Genomic DNA, 13,791 nt, shown 5'->3' on the forward strand with positions numbered 1-13,791 from the left:
AGAATGGGGGCAAGACTTTTCGAGATGAACGCGCCATGACGATTGCCGAACCCTCACCCGCCATAGACACCTTGCTGGCCACCCGCCTGCGCAACGCCCAGCCCGCCCTGTGGACCAACCCGGCGCGGCAGGCACAGCCCGCTGCAGCGCTGCCTGCACTGGGCAGAACCATTAGTCTGGATGATACGCACGCAGCGGCTGCCCGCCTGGCCCGTTTTGCCGGGCTGCTGGCGCAGGTGTTCCCCGAACTGGCCGCCACCGGGGGCGTGGTGGAGTCGCCCCTGCTGCCTGCTGCGGTGCTGGCGCCTGCACTGGGCATGGCCGACGCGCAAGGCCGCCTTTTCATCAAGGCCGACCACAGCCTGCCCGTCGCGGGCTCCATCAAGGCCCGGGGCGGCATGCACGAGGTGCTGGAGTTTGCCGAGGGGCTGGCGCAGCAGCACGGGCTGGTGTTGCCCGGTGGCGACTACCGCGCGCTGGCCACGCCGCAGGCACGCGAAGTGCTGGGCTGCTACCAGGTGGCGGTGGGCTCCACCGGCAACCTGGGCATGAGCATCGGTGTGGTGGCATCGGCCCTGGGTTTTCAGGCCACGGTGCACATGTCGGCCGATGCCAAGGAATGGAAAAAAGACCGCTTGCGTCAGCGTGGCGTGTTGGTGGTGGAACACGCGGGCGACTACGAACGCGCCGTGGCCGCAGGCCGTGCCGAGGCGGCCAGCAACCCGCTGTGCCACTTTGTGGACGACGAGCAATCGTGCTCGCTGCTGCTGGGCTACAGCGCAGCGGCGCTGCACCTGCAAAAGCAACTGGCCGAGCAGGGTGTGGCGGCGGACGCCGAGCACCCGCTCATCGTCTACCTGCCGTGTGGTGTGGGTGGCGCGCCAGCGGGCATCACCTTTGGCCTGCGGCAGGTGCTGGGGCCGCATGTGCACTGCTTTTTTGCGGAGCCGGTGCAGTCGCCGTGCTTCATGGTGCAGATGATGGCCGGGCAGGGGGAGCACCCCTCTGTCTACGACTGGGGCCTGACCAACCGCACCGAGGCCGATGGCCTGGCCGTGCCGCGTGCCTCGCTGCTGGCGGCGGAGCTGATGCGGCCGCTGCTGTCGGGCGTGTTCACGGTGGCCGACGACACCTTGTTTGCGCAGCTGGTGCGGGTGCTGGATGCCCTGGGCGAGCGCATTGAGCCGTCGGCCGCTGCAGGCTTCAGCGGCCCGGCCCTGCTGACCGGCACCACCGCCGGGCAGGCCTGGCTACGCAGCACGGGCATCGACGCCGTGCTGAACAACGCCACGCATCTGGTGTGGACCACGGGCGGCCTGCTGGTGCCCGAGGCGCAGTACCAGGGCTTTGTGCAGCGCGGGCGGGCCGTGCTGGCTGCGCAGGGCTGATTTCTTCTTGCTTTCCCAACCTTTGTGACCTTTGGAGAGAACCCGATGAACCGCAAGCAACTGCTTTTGTCTGCCGCCCTTTTTGCCGCCCTGGGGTCCACCGCGTTGGCTCCGGCCATGGCACAGGAGGCGGCGTTCCCCACCAAGCCGATCACGCTGGTAATTCCGTTCCCGCCCGGTGGCGCCACTGACGTGCTGGGCCGCCTCATTGGCAAAAAACTGGGCGACAAACTGGGCCAGAGCGTGGTGATCGACAACCGCGCGGGCGCTGGCACGGTGATTGGCGCCACCTCGGTGGCCCGGGCCGCGCCGGATGGCTACACGCTGCTCATGAGTTCGGGCACCACCTTCACGGTGAACCCGGCGGTGCGCGCCAAGCTGCCGTATGACCCGGTCAAGAGCTTCGAGCCCATTGGCATTGCCGGGCGCACGGGGCTGATCCTGCTGGCCAACAAGGATGTGCCCGTGGCCGATGTGAAGCAGTTTGTGGCCCTGGTGAAGGCCGGGCCGGACAAGTACTCGTATGGCTCGTTCGGTGCGGGCACCACCTCGCAGTTTGCAGGCGAGATGTTCTTCCACGCGGCAGGTCTCAAGATCCAGCATGTGCCCTACAAGGGCAGTGCTCCTGCAATGACCGACCTGCTCGGCGGGCAGATCCCGTTCACGGTGGACACCGTGTCGGCCGCGCTGCCGCAGCTCAAGGACAACAAGATCAAGGCCATTGCGGTGACATCCGGCAAACGCTCGGCCCTGCTACCCAAAGTGCCTACGCTGGCCGAGAGCGGCTACCCCGGCCTGGAGATGGACACCTGGCTGGCCATGGTGGCGCCCCGTGGCCTGCCGCCGGCCGTGAAGTCCCGCCTGGAGCTGGCGCTGGCCCAGGTGGTGTCAGACCCCGAAACGCGTGACAAGATGATCGCGGTGGGGTTCGAGCCGTCCTATGCTTCGTCCAAGGTGTTGGCCGAGCTGATCGATAAGGAGCTGCCGCTGATGCGCGCCATTGCACAGCGCGCAGCCATCACCGCAGACTGAACCCGTGTGACCAGAACAAGGAGACAAGCCCGAGATGACCACAACAAGCCCCCAAGCCCTGATTGAGCTGACCGCCAACGAACTGCGCCATCACATCGGCGCGCGCGAGATTTCGCCGGTGGAGCTGCTCGACGCCTGCATCGCCCGCATCGAGGCAGTGAACCCGCATGTGAATGCCGTCACGGCCACCTGCTACGACCGCGCCCGGACCGAGGCCAAAGCCGCCGAGCAGGCGGTGCTGCGCGGCGAGCCGCTGGGCCTGCTGCATGGCCTGCCCATGGGCGTGAAAGACCTGGAGGCCACGGCGGGCTTGCTGACCACCTATGGCTCGCAGATCTACCGTGAGCACATTCCGGCCGAGGACAACGTGCTGGTGGCGCGCTTGCGCGCGGCGGGTGCCATTGTCACGGGCAAAACCAACATCCCCGAAATGGGGGCGGGCGCTAATTCGCGCAACACCGTGTGGGGCGCCACGGGCAATCCGTTCAACCCCAACCTGAACGCTGGGGGCTCGTCGGGCGGCTCGGCCGCTGCGCTGGCGTGCGACATGCTGCCGGTGTGTACGGGCTCGGACACGGGTGGGTCGCTGCGCATTCCGGCATCCATTTGTGGTGTGGTGGGCTTCCGGCCCTCGCCCGGCGTGGTGCCCAGCTCGCGCAAGCTGCTGGGCTGGACGCCGATTTCGGTGGTCGGCCCCATGGGCCGCACGGTGGAAGAGGCCTGTCTGCAGCTGGCGGCATCGGCCGGCATGTCGGCGGGCGACCCGCTGAGCTACCCGCTGGACCCGATGAGTTTTCTGTTACCCGAAACCGTGGACCTGAGCCGCCTGCGCGTGGCTTACACCGAGGACTTCGGCGCCTGCGCGGTGGACAACGGCATCCGCGTCGTTTTCCGCCGCAAGGTACAGGCCATGAGGCACCTGTTTGCGCGTTGCGACGCCATCGACATCGACCTGGGCGATGTACACCGCTGCTTTGACGTGCTGCGCGCCGAGGCCTTTGTGGCCAGCACGCGCGAGGCCTATGAGCGCGACCCCGCCAGCCTGGGCCCCAACACCCGCGCCAACTACGAAATGGGGGCCGCCATGACGCTGCCGGACAGTGCCTGGGCACAGGCCGAGCAGACGCGCATCCTGGCGCGGTTCCAGAAGCTGTATGAGCAGTACGACGTGATCCTGGCGCCCACCACGCCGGTGTCTCCGTTTGCGTGGACCGAGCTGTTTGCCAGCCACATCAACGGCGAGCCGCAGGCCAATTACTACCGATGGCTGGCGTTGACCTATGTGAGCACGCTCACCACCCACCCGGCGCTCAGCCTGCCGTGCGGGCTAGACGACGCCGGGATGCCGTTTGGCCTGCAGATCGTGGGTCGGTTCCGTGCCGACCGCCACACGCTGGGCGTGGCGCATGCGCTGGAGCAGGCGTTCAAGGGCATTGCCGGGCTGGCGCGGCCCCGGCCTGACATGGCCAAGCTGATGCAGACGCGCGCCGAACCCGCGCTGACCTCCATCGTGACCGTGGCACCCGACCCCCGCGATGCCCGCAGCCTGCCGCGTGACGACCGTGCGGCATCGGCAGCGCAGGTGTCGGCGGTTTAAAAGGAGACACCAACATGCAAACCGTGGACACCATCGTGATCGGCGCAGGCATTGCCGGGGCCTCCGTGGCCTGGCAACTGGTGCAGCCCGGCGCCGCAGGGCAGGGCGCCAGCGTGCTGCTGCTGGAGCGTGAATCGCAGCCCGGCTACCACACCACAGGACGATCGGCCGCGCTGTACATGGCGACCTACGGCACGCCCAACATCCAGGCGCTGACCCGGGCCAGCCGCGCGTTTTACGACGCGCCGCCGCCCGAGTTTGGCTCCGATCCCATCCTCTCGCCCCGGGGCGTGGTCTATGTGGCGGGGCCGGACCAGTTGGACCTGCTCAAGCAGACCTACGACGAAGCGCATGCCACCTCGCCCAATGTGCGGTGGGTGGACAAGGCGGAGCTGCTGGCAATGTTGCCTTGCCTCAAGCCCGAGGCCGTGGCTGCAGGCATGAGCGAGCCCGAGGCGGCAGACATTGATGTGAATGCCCTGCACCAGGGCTATCTGCGTGGCCTGCGCCAGCGTGGCGGCCAGGTGCTGACCAATGCCGAGGTCACGGCCGTGCGCCGCGCTGGAGATGCGTGGGAGGTGGCGCTGGCCGATGGGCGGGTGTTTGCTGCCCCCACCATCGTCAACGCTGCGGGCGCCTGGGCCGACGTGGTGGCGGGCCTGGCCGGTGTGCCGCCCATCGGGCTGGAGCCGCGCCGCCGCACTGCGTTCACCTTCCCCGTGCCCGAGGGCATGGACGCCACCCATTGGCCTGCGGTGATCGGCATTGACGAGAGTTTTTACTTCAAGCCCGATGCGGGGCAGTTGCTGGGCTCACCGGCCAATGCCGACCCCACGCACCCACACGATGTGGTGCCCGAAGAGCTGGACGTGGCCACGGGCATCTATCACATCGAGGAAATGACACGTTTCCAGATTCGCCGCCCGTCGCACACCTGGGCCGGGCTGCGCTCGTTTGTGCCGGATGGCGACATGGTGATTGGCTGGGACAACCATGTGCCCGGCTTCTTCTGGCTGGCCGGGCAGGGCGGGTATGGGATTCAGAGCGCGGCGGGCGCCTCGTTGCTGGCGCGGCAACTGCTGCGGGGCGAGCCGCTGGCCGAGGAACTGGTGCGCGAGGGCGTGGGGGTGGAAGGGCTGTCGCCTGCGCGGTTGCGCTGAGCTGCGTGAGCGGAGGGGCTCAGCCCCTTAATGTGGAGTAACTTTCATGGTCCAGGGTGGCGCCGCCACCAAGGCCATGAAACTTAGGCGAAGGTGTTGACGTTGGTGCCCAGCGTTCCGCTGGTCGCCAGCTGGGGCTGGGGCATGGACTGCTGCATGGCGTCGATCATGGTGGCGGCCGACACCGCCTGCATGTCCAGCGCCTTTTTCAGCACCACCATGTTCAGCGCATCCGACGTTTTGGCACTGGCCAGGTTGGTGGCGGTGCTGACGATGCTGTTGGCGAGGGCGACGTCCATGGCGATTCCTTGGGGTAATGGCGGTTTATCGGCATCCCGGCTGCGGGCTTGAGGGGTGTTACATCTCTGGCAGGGGGCGGGAGTCAGGATAGATTGTCTGTCCAGCCCACCCGGCCCTGGCCGCCATCGTTGATGCGCTGCACAAAAGCGCCCGCTTGCGCCTCGGGCAGGCGGATCTGCAACTGCACCAGCGTGCCATGCTGCACGTCCACCAGCTCGGCACCGGCCGATTCGACCTCGCGCCGCACAAAGCCCTCCAGCGCATAGGGCACCTGGCACTGCAGGGTGGCCATGCGCTGCAGTGTGACCTTGGGGGCGGTGAGCAAAGCCTGGGCAATGGTGTCGGTGTAGGCGCGCACCAGGCCGCCCGCGCCCAGCTTCACACCACCAAAGTAGCGCACCACAGTGGCAAGCACGCCTTCCAGGTCTTGGTGGCGCAGCACATCCAGCATGGGGCGGCCGGCCGTGCCGCCGGGCTCTCCGTCATCCACAGCTGCCGACTGCCCGCCTGCCAGCAAAGCCCAGCAGATGTGGGCGGCTCCGGGGTGCTGCTTCCACAGCGCATCCACGGCCGCCTGGGCGCTGGCGCGGTCGGCCATGGGTTGCACACAGCCGATGAAGCGGCTTTTCTTGATGATGAGTTCGCTGTGTGCCGGGGCGGCCAGAGTCTGGGGCATGGGGCAGCGAGTGTACGGCGCGCGTTGTGTGATGAATGTCACGCCCGGCGTTCTCATTACACCGAGGGATGGGCGCCAGGGCCGGGAGTGTGCGTTCTGTCACACGCCAGAGCGGCATGCATTCCTACACTGCCCAGCTGTTGTGGTGGCCTACGCTGGCGCTACGTTTTTGAAAGCACCAGGCCCACCCGAAAAAAAGGAACTACCATGTTTGCCACCCCGTTCTCCGCCCCCGTGCCCTCCCGCTTTGCCAACCAGGTGTTTGGCCGGCTCATGTCCCTGTCTGCCCCGGCCGCCACCCGCCAGCCCATGGCGGCGCTCGTGGTGAACGCCCCGGTGGAGGAAGAGGACGACCTGCCCGACCTGGCCCAGCGCGTGCGGGAAGTCGGCGAGTGGTGAGCGGTGCGGGGCCCGATCCCGGCTTTGCCACCAATGGCCCTCTTGGGGCCATTGCCGTTTCTGGGGCCCTGTTTGCGTTTGACTTCAGCCGGCGCCCGTGCCGCCGTCACCCGGCAGGTCCACCAGGCTGCGCGCCATGAGCACGCTGGTGTAGTTGGTCAGTGGCCGCCAGTCGCATTCGCCCACCACCTGGTAGCCCCAGGATTCGTACATCGCAATCAAGGCCGCCGCAGGCTGGGCCGTGTCCAGCGCCAGGGTCCGGGCGCCTGCCTGCTTGGCAAATGCGGTCGCATAGGCGTGCAGCTGTTTGCCGTAGCCACGGCCCTTGGCCTGGGGGGGGATGCAGAACTGGCACAGCGACCAGACCGTGGGGTCGCGGTACAGCGGCACGGTGGAATCCGGCTGGGGTGGCCGCAAGGTGGCCGTGCCCACGTATTCATCTCCATCCACCATCACCATGCCGGTGCCTGACGCAAAGCGCTTGGCCGTGTCTTCCTCCGACTGGTGGGTGCCCCAGTAGCGCAGGCCCAAGCGGGCGTGGGGTGCGTAGGCGGCGTGGATGAGTGCGGTGAGGCGCGCCAGGTCGTCTTCGGGCGTGACCTGGCGGATCGTGGGGCGGGGGCTGTCGGTCATGGTGGTGGCCTTGTATGGCGTGCGGTGCCATCGGGTGTTTGTTGCAGCTACAGCTTCAGCTCCCAGGTCTCTCCTACCTGCTGCTGGCCAAAGCCTTCATAGGGCTCCGACTTGGTCAGGCGAAAGCCGCGCTGGGCATAAATGCCCCGGGCGGCGGTCAGGCAGCTGTTGGTCCACAGCACCATCTTCTTGTAGCCCTTGGCGCGCGCAAAGGCAAGGCATTCGTCGGTCAGCCGCGCGCCCAGGCCCAGCCCGCGCGCCTTGGGGACCAGGATCAGCATGCGCAACTGAGCCGTGGTGGTGGATTTGCGCACCACAAACACCGCACCCACCCGCTCGCCGTCCAGCTCGGCGATCCAGGCCTTCTCCCATTCAGGCTGGAACTTGCGCAGAAACTGCGCGGCAATGTCGGCCACCAGGGCCTCGAAGCGGCTGTCCCAGCCGTATTCGCGCCAGTAGATTTCGCCGTGCTGCTGTACCACCCAGCCCATGTCGCCCGGCACGGGGTCGCGCAGCACGGCCATGCGCGGGGGCGCGCCTGCGCCCGATGCCGGGTCGAGCAGGGTTTCGATGCGTTCCATGGCATCCACTACCTCTTGCTGGCGTGCCGGGGGCAGCGGGGCGAGCAGGGCGCTGGCCTCGTCGCGCGAGCGCTGCTGCAGCGGCTCGAACACCGCGCGCCCGGCCTCCGTCAGGGCCAGCACGCTTTGCCGGGCGTCCTGCGCGCTGGTGCTTCGGCTGATCCACCCCGCCTGCTCGAAGCGGCGCAGGATGCGGCTCATGTAGCCGCCGTCCAAGCCCAGCTCCCGCGCCAGTTCACTGGCCACGGGCGCCTCGCGGTGGGCCAGTTCATAGAGCACGCGCACGTCGGTCAGCGACAGGTCGCTGCCCAGGTACGGGTCCAGCACACCAATGCGGCGGGTGAAGAAGCGGTTGAAGCGGCGCACCGCCTTCACGGCGCTGGCAGGGACGGGGGTGGCGGCCGAAGTGGCTGGCGTGGTGGTGCTCATAAATGCTTTTGTCAGTTAATTAATTGACAAAGGCAAGTATATGCTTGATGACCATCAAGCCTGTAACAGAGAGGGGCAAGTGCTGCAGAGGCGACAAAAACCGCCTGCCAACGTAAAATCGCGGGTTATCCACCACAGACGCGCCCCACGAAGGCCCCCATCGCACCGGGGGCGGCCGCGACCCCCTCTGCATGAACGCCCCCGTTGACGTCTCCTTTTTTGCGCGCGCCGCAAAGCCTTTGACCAGCTACCGTCCGTACTGGGCCAAGCGCTTTGGCACGGCCCCGTTTCTGCCGATGAGCCGCGCCGAGATGGAGAAACTGGGGTGGGACAGCTGCGACATCATCCTGGTGACGGGCGATGCGTATGTGGACCACCCGAGCTTTGGCATGGCCGTGATCGGCCGCACGCTCGAAGCCCAGGGCTTTCGCGTGGGCATCATCGCCCAGCCTGATTGGCAAAGCGCCGAGCCCTTCAAGGTGCTGGGCAAGCCCAACCTGTTCTGGGGCGTGACGGCGGGCAACATGGATTCGATGATCAACCGGTACACCGCCGACCGGAAGATCCGCAGTGACGATGCCTACACCCCCGGCGACATCGGCGGCAAGCGCCCCGACCGTGCCGCCATCGTCTACAGCCAGCGCTGCCGCGAGGCCTACAAGGACGTGCCCATCATCCTGGGCGGCATCGAAGGCAGCCTGCGCCGCATCGCCCACTACGACTACTGGAGCGACAAGGTGCGCCGCTCCATCGTAGTGGACAGCAAGTGCGACCTGCTGCTGTACGGCAATGCCGAACGTGCGCTGGTGGAGGTGGCCCACCGCATTGCAGCGCGTGAGCCAGTGGAGAACATCACCGACGTGCGCGGCACGGCCTTTGTGCGCCGCCCCGACGACGAAAGCGGCAAGGGCTGGTTTGAGATCGACTCCACCACGGTGGACGAACCCGGCCGTGTGGAAGCGCACATCAACCCCTATATGACCACCAGCGAGCAGGCGGCTGCCCAGGGCAGCACCTGCAGCAAGGAGGATGCTCCTGATTCTGTAGCTGCAAAGGCAGATGGGACGGGCGGTAACGGCCAAAAAGGCTCTGAAAAGGTCGAGCCCAACCCCGCCATCCAGCCCATGCTGTTCGTGGCCAACCCTGTGCTCAAGGCCAAGCTCAAGGTGCCGCCGCGCGACAGGAGCGTGATCCGCCTGCCCAGCTACGAGCAGGTGAAAAGCGACCCGGTGCTGTACGCCCACGCCAACCGCGTGCTGCACCTGGAGACCAACCCCGGCAACGCCCGCGCGCTGGTGCAGGCGCACGGCGAGGGCGTGACGGCGCGCGACGTGTGGATCAACCCGCCCCCCATCCCGCTCACCACGGCCGAGATGGACTATGTGTTTGACCTGACCTACGCACGCGGCCCGCACCCCAGCTACGCCGACGAAAACGGCAGCCACGACGGTGCGACCAAGATCCCCGCGTGGGAGATGATCCGGTTTTCGATCAACATCATGCGTGGCTGCTTTGGCGGCTGCACCTTCTGCTCCATCACCGAGCACGAAGGCCGCATCATCCAGAGCCGGTCCGAGGATTCGATCATTCAGGAGATCGAGGACATCCGCGACAAGGTCAAGGGCTTCACCGGCACCATCAGCGACCTGGGCGGCCCCACGGCCAACATGTACCGCCTGGGCTGCCGCTCGCCCGAGATCGAGGCCGCCTGCCGCAAGCCCAGCTGCGTCTACCCCGGCATCTGCCAGAACCTCACCACCGACCATGGCCCGCTGATCAAGATCTACCGCCGTGGCCGTGCATTGAAGGGCATCAAGAAGATCCTCATCGGATCGGGCCTGCGCTACGACCTGGCCGTGAAAAGCCCCGAGTACGTCAAGGAGCTGGTGCAGCACCACGTGGGCGGCTACCTCAAGATCGCGCCTGAGCACACCGAGCAGGGGCCGCTCACCAAGATGATGAAGCCGGGCATCGGCAGCTATGACAAGTTCAAGCAGATGTTCGAGAAGTTCAGCGAGGAGGCGGGTAAGAAGCAGTTCCTGATTCCGTACTTCATCGCCGCGCACCCGGGTACCAGCGACGAGGACATGATGAACCTCGCCATCTGGCTGAAAAAGAACGGTTTCCGCGCCGACCAGGTGCAGACCTTCTACCCCAGCCCCATGGCCACGGCCACGGCCATGTACCACTCGGGCCGCAACACGCTGACCCGCGTGCGCCGCCAGATGCGCGACGAGGCGGAGGAGTCCGTGGACATCGTGCGCGGCGAAAAGCGCCGCCGCCTGCACAAAGCCTTCCTGCGCTACCACGACCCCAACAACTGGCCGCTGCTGCGCGAAGCGCTCAAGGCCATGGGCCGCGCGGACTTGATCGGCAATGGCAAGCAGCATCTGATCCCGACCTTTCAGCCGCTGACGGACGGTGGCTACCAGAGTGCGCGTAAGAAGAACAGCACCGCGTCCACGGGCGGCGGCGGGCTCGGCTACACCATCAACAAGGATGGCAAGGCCGTCGCCCTGCGGCCCCGCCCACAGGAGCTGAACGAGCCCAAGGGCGACGTGCGCTTTCGTGGCACGGCCCCCCAGCCGGGGCGCATGCTGACCCAGCACACCGGGCTGCCGCCGCGTGTGACGGGTTCTGCCTCCAAAACCAAGCCCGCTGGCAACGGCAAGGCTTTCAAGAAGGCGCGCTGACCGCTGCCGGGTGCGCGCGGAAAGCACCCTGGCTGATCAAGGACGCATTAGGCCGGGCGTTGCTGGGGGAAGGGCGCGTTGTGCGGCGGCGCGTGGCCCAGTGCCACACCGGCACTCCGCGCGGGCTCTGGCCTGGGGGTGTTGCTGAGGGCGAGGTAGTCCTCCAGCGGCACGGGCCGCGCCAGCGCATAGCCCTGCGCGTAGTCCACACCAATCTCCCGCAGCGCGTCCACGATGGCCTGGGATTCGACAAACTCCGCAATCGTCTGTTTGCCCATCACGTGGCCGATGTGGTGGATCATTTCCACCATGGCCCGGTTGGCGGGGTCGTGCAGCATGTCCTTCACAAAGCTGCCGTCGATCTTGAGGTAGTCCACCGGCAGGTGCTTGAGGTAGTTGAAGGACGACATGCCCGCACCAAAGTCATCGAGCGCAAAGCGGCAGCCCAGCTGCTGCAGCTCCTTCATCAGCCGCACGGCATTGGGCAGGTGCGAGATGGCGCTGGTTTCCGTGATCTCGAAGCACAGCATGTGCGGGTCCACCCCCGAATCGGCCAGTGCGCTGCGGATCAGCTTGAGCAGGCTGTCGTCCCCCAGGCTGGTGCCCGAGAGGTTGATGGCGCAGGTGTGCACCGGCGGCAGGCCCGGCTGGTGCTGGTGCTGGTGCTGGTGCTGGTGCTGGCGCCGGGCCAAAGCCTCCAGCGTGTGGCGGATGACCCAGCGGTCGATGGAGGTCATCATGCCGTAGTGCTCGGCCGCCGGGATGAAGGCGCCGGGCGCAATCAGCTGGCCGTCGTCTTCGCGCAGGCGCAGCAGCACCTCCATGTGCAGGCCGGTTTCGCCGCTGGGCTGCAGCGGGGCGATGGCCTGGACATGCAGCTGGAACTGGTTGTGCTCCAGCGCCAGGCGCAGGCGCCGCACCCAGTCCATCTCGCCCTCGCGGCGGCTCATTTCGATGTCTTCAGGCTGATAGATGACAACGCGGTTGCGCCCGCCTTCCTTGGCGCGGTAGCAGGCCATGTCGGCCACGCGCATGGCCTCCTGGATGGAGGTGAGCGCGGGAATGAGCTGCACCATGCCGATGGACAGGCCTGTGCGCAGCTGCTGGCCTTCCCAGTTGAGTCGCAACTCCTGTCCGGCCTGGCGCAGCTGCTCGGCAATGCGGGCCGAGGGGCCGGGCGGGCAGTCCTTGAGCAGGATGCCGAACTCGTCGCCGCCCAGGCGCGCCAGGGTGTCGCCCTCTCGCAGATGGCTTTGCAGCATGCGGCAGACCTCGCGCAGCATCTCGTCGCCCGCCTGGTGGCCGCAGGTGTCGTTGATGAGTTTGAACTGGTCCATGTCCACATACAGCAGCGAGCCCTCGCGTCCCTCGGGGCGGGGCTGGGCCAGAAAGGCATCGAGGCGGTGCTCAAACTCGCGCCGGTTGACCATGCCCGTCAGTGCATCGTGGCTGGCCTGCCACGACAACTGCTCCACATAGTGCTGCTCGCGCGTCACGTCGTGCAGCACCAGAACGGCCCCAGTCAGCACTTTGCGGTGGCGAATAGGAGAACCCACCAGCTTGACCGGGACGATGGTCTGGTCTGGGCGCACCAGCGTGGTATGCATTTTGCCCATCGCCGCGCTACCGCTGTGTAGGATGTTATGCACCAGCGTGTCGGCCGACAGGGGCGGCGCCTCGCCGTCAAACACCAGCAGCTGTGCCAGCGGCTGGCCAGTGGCCTGGGCGGCCGGGCGGGCCAGCAGGGCCTCGGCGGCGGGGTTCATGTAGAGCACCTGGCCCTGGGTGTTGGTGGTCACCACGCCGTCGCCAATGGCGGTCAGCGTGGTGCGGGCCTGCTCGCGTTCGGCTTCCAGGGCCTGCTCGGCGCGGCGGCGCTGCTCCAGCAGGCCATGGGTGTGCCACAGGGTCAGCAGGATCAGCACGGCCGCCATGCCCATGTTGGTCCACATCAGCAGCAGCACGATCTGGCGCGAGCTTTCGCTCAGGGCCTCGCTGAAATTGCGCGCGGCGGGGGTGACCCCGGCGTTGATCTGGTGGATGGTGTCCAGCCACCGCTGCCGCATCGCGGCGTCCGCCGTGCCGTCGGTGTTGTGCTGGTGGATCTCGTGCGACAGCTCGCGCAGCGCGTTGATGTATTCGTCGCCGATGAGCCAGTGGCTCACGGGTTTTTTGACCAGGTCCAGGTGGTCGAAGTAGCGCAGCAGCCAGATCAGGCTGTCAATGTCGTCCGGGTGGTTGCCGCCGCGAAGAAACCCCTCGCGCGCCACGTCGGTCTGCACCTGGCCGGGCTGCAGGGCCAGCCGCGCCGCCCGGTCGCCCAGGGGGATGTCCATGGCACGCACAAACCCGTCGAACGCCTGGGGCGAGCCGCTGATCGCGTACTGGTGCAGATGGTAGATGGCGTCCTTCTGCCCCTTGGTCCACAGGCTTTCGCCCGCCACAAAGGCGCGAACGCCCGATAAAACCTGCAGGCTGGCCGTGGCACAGGCGGCCAGCAGCAGCACCATCACGATGAACGGCCATGTCACCCGCAGGGTCAACGGCACCGGTTTTCGCTCGACTGGCTGCTCTGGCTGCTGCAACACATCCATGGATTGGCCCCTCGCCTCATGCTTCGTTGCCGGGCGCTGGCCGTGGCCAGCGTGCCCTTGCTGCTTTGCTTTGCTTTGCTGTGCCTGCACCGTGCGTGAACCGCCTTCGCTCTGGCTGAAACCCCAGATCGATGGGCGGTGCTGCGGTGCAGCGCCTGCGAACCACTATATAGCGATCAATTGGCAGACGCATGCAAAGTTTGGCAAGCTGAGGGGCGTGCTCGTTGCCGTCTGCTGCCGTTGGCGTCTGGGGCTGGCGTGCCAGCGCTGTCTGTGCAGGCAGGGCGTACAACAGCCGACGCAGCAGCA

Annotated in this window: 11 protein-coding genes; 6 read left to right on the forward strand and 5 right to left on the reverse strand. The window is 66.9% G+C overall.

Annotated features, from left to right (window positions below):
• The first annotated feature begins 35 nt into the window (after positions 1 to 35).
• Genes ACYZGB_RS03395 through ACYZGB_RS03410 form a run of 4 tightly spaced genes read left to right on the forward strand, consistent with a single transcriptional unit; the run spans position 36 to position 5,177 of the window.
• Positions 36 to 1,388, forward strand: a complete 1,353-nt coding sequence (locus ACYZGB_RS03395) for a D-serine ammonia-lyase (protein ID WP_462386789.1) — start codon at positions 36 to 38, stop codon at positions 1,386 to 1,388.
• A 45-nt stretch (positions 1,389 to 1,433) separates the two neighbouring features.
• On the forward strand, positions 1,434 to 2,420 hold the full coding sequence (locus tag ACYZGB_RS03400; RefSeq protein WP_462386790.1) for a Bug family tripartite tricarboxylate transporter substrate binding protein: 987 nt from the start codon (positions 1,434 to 1,436) through the stop codon (positions 2,418 to 2,420).
• 34 nt (positions 2,421 to 2,454) lie between these two features.
• Positions 2,455 to 4,017 (forward strand): amidase, encoded by a 1,563-nt coding sequence (locus ACYZGB_RS03405; RefSeq protein WP_462386791.1) that lies wholly within the window; start codon positions 2,455 to 2,457, stop codon positions 4,015 to 4,017.
• 14 nt (positions 4,018 to 4,031) lie between these two features.
• Positions 4,032 to 5,177, forward strand: coding sequence for an NAD(P)/FAD-dependent oxidoreductase (locus ACYZGB_RS03410; protein ID WP_462386792.1), 1,146 nt, complete (start codon positions 4,032 to 4,034; stop codon positions 5,175 to 5,177).
• An 83-nt stretch (positions 5,178 to 5,260) separates the two neighbouring features.
• On the opposite strand, the gene ACYZGB_RS03415 is transcribed toward ACYZGB_RS03410, so the two are convergent.
• Positions 5,261 to 5,476 (reverse strand): YjfB family protein, encoded by a 216-nt coding sequence (locus ACYZGB_RS03415; protein WP_124514208.1) that lies wholly within the window; start codon positions 5,474 to 5,476, stop codon positions 5,261 to 5,263.
• Positions 5,477 to 5,559: 83 nt separating this feature from the next.
• A complete protein-coding gene (locus tag ACYZGB_RS03420) occupies positions 5,560 to 6,153 on the reverse strand; it encodes an IMPACT family protein (protein ID WP_462386793.1) in 594 nt (197 codons plus the stop codon).
• 207 nt (positions 6,154 to 6,360) lie between these two features.
• On the opposite strand from ACYZGB_RS03420, the gene ACYZGB_RS03425 reads away from it, so the two are divergent.
• Entirely contained in the window at positions 6,361 to 6,552 is a 192-nt protein-coding gene (locus ACYZGB_RS03425) for a hypothetical protein (protein ID WP_462386794.1), read from the forward strand.
• 84 nt (positions 6,553 to 6,636) lie between these two features.
• Here ACYZGB_RS03425 and ACYZGB_RS03430 read toward each other — a convergent pair whose 3' ends face one another.
• Together ACYZGB_RS03430 and ACYZGB_RS03435 are read right to left on the reverse strand one after the other, a co-directional pair.
• Entirely contained in the window at positions 6,637 to 7,185 is a 549-nt protein-coding gene (locus tag ACYZGB_RS03430; RefSeq protein ID WP_462386795.1) for a GNAT family N-acetyltransferase, read from the reverse strand.
• Between the two features lie 47 nt (positions 7,186 to 7,232).
• On the reverse strand, positions 7,233 to 8,195 hold the full coding sequence (locus ACYZGB_RS03435) for a bifunctional helix-turn-helix transcriptional regulator/GNAT family N-acetyltransferase (RefSeq protein WP_462386796.1): 963 nt from the start codon (positions 8,193 to 8,195) through the stop codon (positions 7,233 to 7,235).
• A 191-nt stretch (positions 8,196 to 8,386) separates the two neighbouring features.
• Here ACYZGB_RS03435 and ACYZGB_RS03440 point away from each other — a divergent pair, with 191 nt between their 5' ends.
• A complete protein-coding gene (locus ACYZGB_RS03440) occupies positions 8,387 to 10,888 on the forward strand; it encodes a YgiQ family radical SAM protein (RefSeq protein ID WP_462386797.1) in 2,502 nt (833 codons plus the stop codon).
• 47 nt (positions 10,889 to 10,935) lie between these two features.
• On the opposite strand, the gene ACYZGB_RS03445 is transcribed toward ACYZGB_RS03440, so the two are convergent.
• Positions 10,936 to 13,482 carry an EAL domain-containing protein gene (locus ACYZGB_RS03445; RefSeq protein WP_462386798.1) on the reverse strand — a complete coding sequence of 849 codons (2,547 nt, stop codon included), beginning with the start codon at positions 13,480 to 13,482 and terminating at the stop codon, positions 10,936 to 10,938.
• Positions 13,483 to 13,791 lie beyond the last annotated feature (309 nt).

This window comes from Acidovorax sp. Q11 (assembly GCF_054950075.1).

Coding starts and splice junctions, on each gene's coding strand:
- ACYZGB_RS03430 (WP_462386795.1), bottom strand. CDS start 7,185: ATGACCGACAGCCCCCGCCCCACGATCCGCCAGGTCACGCCCGAAGAC.
- ACYZGB_RS03410 (WP_462386792.1), top strand. CDS start 4,032: ATGCAAACCGTGGACACCATCGTGATCGGCGCAGGCATTGCCGGGGCC.
- ACYZGB_RS03425 (WP_462386794.1), top strand. CDS start 6,361: ATGTTTGCCACCCCGTTCTCCGCCCCCGTGCCCTCCCGCTTTGCCAAC.
- ACYZGB_RS03400 (WP_462386790.1), top strand. CDS start 1,434: ATGAACCGCAAGCAACTGCTTTTGTCTGCCGCCCTTTTTGCCGCCCTG.
- ACYZGB_RS03445 (WP_462386798.1), bottom strand. CDS start 13,482: ATGGATGTGTTGCAGCAGCCAGAGCAGCCAGTCGAGCGAAAACCGGTG.
- ACYZGB_RS03395 (WP_462386789.1), top strand. CDS start 36: ATGACGATTGCCGAACCCTCACCCGCCATAGACACCTTGCTGGCCACC.
- ACYZGB_RS03435 (WP_462386796.1), bottom strand. CDS start 8,195: ATGAGCACCACCACGCCAGCCACTTCGGCCGCCACCCCCGTCCCTGCC.
- ACYZGB_RS03420 (WP_462386793.1), bottom strand. CDS start 6,153: ATGCCCCAGACTCTGGCCGCCCCGGCACACAGCGAACTCATCATCAAG.
- ACYZGB_RS03440 (WP_462386797.1), top strand. CDS start 8,387: ATGAACGCCCCCGTTGACGTCTCCTTTTTTGCGCGCGCCGCAAAGCCT.
- ACYZGB_RS03415 (WP_124514208.1), bottom strand. CDS start 5,476: ATGGACGTCGCCCTCGCCAACAGCATCGTCAGCACCGCCACCAACCTG.
- ACYZGB_RS03405 (WP_462386791.1), top strand. CDS start 2,455: ATGACCACAACAAGCCCCCAAGCCCTGATTGAGCTGACCGCCAACGAA.